The 3,860-nt window shown below is 39.6% G+C and carries 4 protein-coding genes and 1 riboswitch; all 4 genes read left to right on the top strand.

Features of this window, described 5'->3' with window-relative positions:
* Positions 1–774 (top strand): M3 family oligoendopeptidase (locus AC220I_RS19515; RefSeq protein ID WP_486725538.1); only part of this gene is annotated, 774 nt, incomplete at its 5' end.
* Positions 775–841: 67 nt separating this feature from the next.
* Positions 842–935, top strand: a riboswitch (THF riboswitch).
* A gap of 57 nt (positions 936–992) precedes the next feature.
* Entirely contained in the window at positions 993–1,757 is a 765-nt protein-coding gene (locus AC220I_RS19510; RefSeq protein ID WP_486725537.1) for a folate family ECF transporter S component, read from the top strand.
* Between the two features lie 173 nt (positions 1,758–1,930).
* Positions 1,931–2,572: an endonuclease III gene (nth, locus tag AC220I_RS19505; RefSeq protein WP_486725536.1), complete on the top strand. Its 642-nt coding sequence runs from the start codon at positions 1,931–1,933 to the stop codon at positions 2,570–2,572.
* The coding region (gene pilM, locus AC220I_RS19500) for a pilus assembly protein PilM (protein WP_486725535.1) at positions 2,569–3,860 on the top strand (1,292 nt) is incomplete at its 3' end. The genes nth and pilM, both read left to right, overlap by 4 nt.

Raw genomic sequence — 3,860 nt, 5'->3', positions numbered from 1 at the left:
GCCTTTGAAGAGCGCTGGATTGACGTTTACGAAAATACAGGAAAGCGCAGTGGTGCTTATTCGAGTGGTACTTATGACTCTAAGCCTTATATCCTTTTGAATCACAAGGATAATGTTGACAGTATGTTTACTTTAATTCATGAGCTTGGACATTCTATGCATACCTTCTTGTCTTCTAAGCATCAACCATATGTCTATGCAAATTATTCGATTTTTGTTGCAGAGGTGGCTTCGACAACCAATGAGGCGCTCCTTAATGCACATTTAATGAAGACCATTACAGATGATGCCAAGAAAAAATATATTTTAAACCATTATTTGGAACAGTTTAGGGGGACAATCTTTAGACAGACCATGTTTGCAGAGTTTGAAAGAGATATTCACGATGTAGTTGAGTCAGGCGGCGCATTAACAGCTGATTACTTGTGTGAACACTATTACAAACTTAATCAAAAGTACTTTGGACCAGATGTTATTATAGATGATCAGATTAGATATGAATGGGCTCGAATTCCTCATATGTACTATAATTTCTATGTTTATCAGTATGCTACGGGATTCTCCGCAGCAGTTTCACTTGCTGATCAGATATTAACTCAAGGGGATGAGGCCGTGAAGCGCTATTTGAATTTCTTATCTAGCGGGTCAAAGGCATATCCAATTGAGGTTCTGAGAGAAGCTGGAGCGGATATGGAAACAGAAGAACCGGTGAGAAATGCACTGGCTGTTTTCGAAAAGTCAGTAGATGAGATGGCCGCACTCTTAAAAGCATAGTGTGTGTCGGGGATAATAATTTGCTTGCAAAACAGTCTTAATCATGTAAAAATATTGGTACTACGGTGACAGAGTAAGTAAAATGCGTTAAGTGTTAAGGAATGGGAAGTTGACCTTAAACGAAAGAAATAATTCTGCGATATTTTACTGCATCCGCTGTTACATTATGGTCTCCTTGAAGTAATGTGATAGTAGGATTTTTACGAAAGGAGACATAAGTGAACAAGCAAAGAGACAAGCGCCTAACATCTACGTCAGGCTTAGTTAAAGCGGCTTTATTAGCGGCGATCAGCATTATTTTAACACGGCTATTTTCAATCATGGTGCCACTTGGTGGCTTGCCAGCCCTTCGAGTTGGTTTCGGTAGCCTGCCCCTCATCATTTCAGGCATGATGTTAGGTCCTGTAATTGGTGGTGTAACAGGTATCGTGTCAGATGTTGTCGGCTATTTGATGAATCCACAAGGGGCATATTTTCCGGGCTTTACACTGAGCTCAGCGCTATTTGGTATTATACCGGGTTTATTGTTTAAAACCTTTAAAATTCACAAACAAAAATTTGATTTCAATTTTTTAAATGCGATTATGATTATGATCTTCCTCATAGGCATGGTCTGGGTCATGATTGGCAGTGGGGTAATTGCCCTTACATCAAGGGGGATTACAGTGAGTGATGATGCGTCATTGTACCTATTTGCCGCAGTTTTTGTGGTGGCAATCCTGTTTGTGATCATGCCCTTCTGGATGTCGAAGAATCTTAAAAATACATCGGGGGTCATAGGTCTTGATAAACTCAGTTTTACAGTGATGATCACCTATATTCTCATATCCCTGCTTTTGAATACCTACTGGCTTTCCATTATGTTTGGAAAAGGCTTTTTAATATTCCTACCTGGCAGAGTAGTTGCAGCTATTCCAACGATTCCAGTTTATACTTTTTTACTGTATTCGATTTCAAGGTTTATAAATTTAACAGATGATTAGTTTCGACCCCCGTAGATTTACGGGGGTTTTTAAGTGTAAAAATGCGTCACAAAAGCCAGCGAAGTGGCTTCAATTTCAAATCTTATCGATGAAATTTGTTGTGATTATTTTACGTCAACTATGATATAATATTTTTTGACGGAAATAGGACAAAAGCCATAGAAGAGGGTATTATGAAATTAACGAAAAAGCAAACAATGGAAGTTGTAAATGCGCTTTTATTGGTATATCCGGATGCCAAGCCAGAATTGGATTTTAAAACACCATATGAGCTCTTGATTGCTGTGATTCTATCCGCTCAGTGTACTGATATCCGCGTGAATCAGGTAACGAAAGTTCTGTTTGAACGTGCAAATACACCGGCGCTCATGTGCAGTCTTGGCATAGAAGAAATAGAAGGCATCATAAAGCCGTGTGGCCTACATAAGTCAAAGGCTAAAAACATATATAGCACATCTGAAATTATAGAGAACAATTATTCCGGGGAAGTCCCTGAGACCTTAGAAGCACTTATGACCCTACCAGGCGTGGGGCGAAAAACCGCAAATGTGGTAGTGAGCAATGCATTTGGTGTGCCTGCGATTGCAGTGGACACACATGTTTTCAGAGTTTCTAATCGACTTGGCATTGCCGTGGCAAAAACAGTTGAGGAAACAGAAGTGCAACTCATGAAAAAAATTGATAAAGCACTATGGACTAAAGCGCATCATTTATTGATATTTCATGGTAGGAGAGTTTGCAAAGCGAGAACACCCCTTTGCGAAATCTGCACTTTAACGTCTTATTGTGTTGACTACAAAAGGAGAACAAAATGATGAATCAGGTAAAGCTCAATGAAGTGCCTAAAAATTTATTATATGCATTGGATATCGGAACTCGAAATGTTGTGGGAACGATTGCAAAAAAAGAGGGCAGTGATTATGTTGTAGTGGATTATGAAATCATGGCACATCCGGAACGGGCCATGTTTGACGGTCAAATACATGATATTGAGAAAGTGACTGAGGTCGTCCGCAAGGTTACAGATAAACTTGAACAACGAAATGGCTATAAGCTTGAACGTGCTGCTATAGCTGCTGCTGGTAGAGCGCTTCGAACAGAGCGTGCAAGCGTTGAGAGAGAGCTTGACTTTACTAAGGAAATCAAAAAAACTTTGACAGACAGCATAGAAATGGAAGCCATTCAGCAAGCACAGAAAATATTGGTCAGTGAAAATCAAATTCAATCTAATTACTACTGTGTGGGTTATAGTGTTATAAATTACTATTTGGATCAGAGTTTGATCTTAAACCCAATTGGACATCGTGGGTCCAAAATCAGCGTGGAAATTATTGCAACTTTTCTACCCCATATTGTTGTGGATAGCTTATATTCGGTTATTCATAGGGCCAACCTTGAAGTGATGAATCTGACGTTAGAGCCGATTGCGGCAATCAATGTAGCTATACCGGCAAATTTACGTTTGCTTAACTTAGCCTTGGTCGATGTTGGTGCTGGAACTTCAGATATCGCTATTTCAAAAGAAGGAACAGTTACTTCTTACGGAATGGTATCGCTTGCCGGTGATGAAATCACAGAAAAGCTCGCCCAGACCTACCTACTAGACTTCAATAGAGCAGAAGACTTGAAGGTGAAGCTTAATACAGATGAACGACATACATTCACGGATGTTCTTGGTATGTCGCATAACATGGCATCTGATGAAATCATGACCCATCTTCATGAGACAATTGATTATATTACCAAAGAAATATCTGAAAACATTGTACAGCTTAATAAGAAGCCACCAAGCGCCGTATTTTGCATAGGCGGTGGTTCTCAAATTCCAGGCTTTACAGAGTCTTTATCGAAAGCACTTGGCCTTCCTAAGGAACGTGTCGTCATTAAATCATGTGATGCACTTGAAAAGATAAGATTTGAGAAAGAACCCTTAATCGGGCCTGAATTTATAACGCCTATAGGCATTGGTATCACAGCGTTTGAAGAGAGAGAACACGACTTTATTCAAGTCAATGTAAATGACAGTGCTTTAAGACTTTTTAATTCCAAACAGCTTCAGGTATCAGATGCGCTTATTCTTGCAGGCTTTAATGCCCGTAGTCT

This window comes from Fusibacter sp., assembly GCF_057447755.1.
Note: the sequence above shows the minus strand (reverse complement) of the source record. Positions and strands in the feature narration are given on the sequence as shown.

Excerpts from the sequence above, each read along its gene's own strand:
- nth (WP_486725536.1), top strand. The coding sequence starts at position 1,931 with ATGAAATTAACGAAAAAGCAAACAATGGAAGTTGTAAATGCGCTTTTA.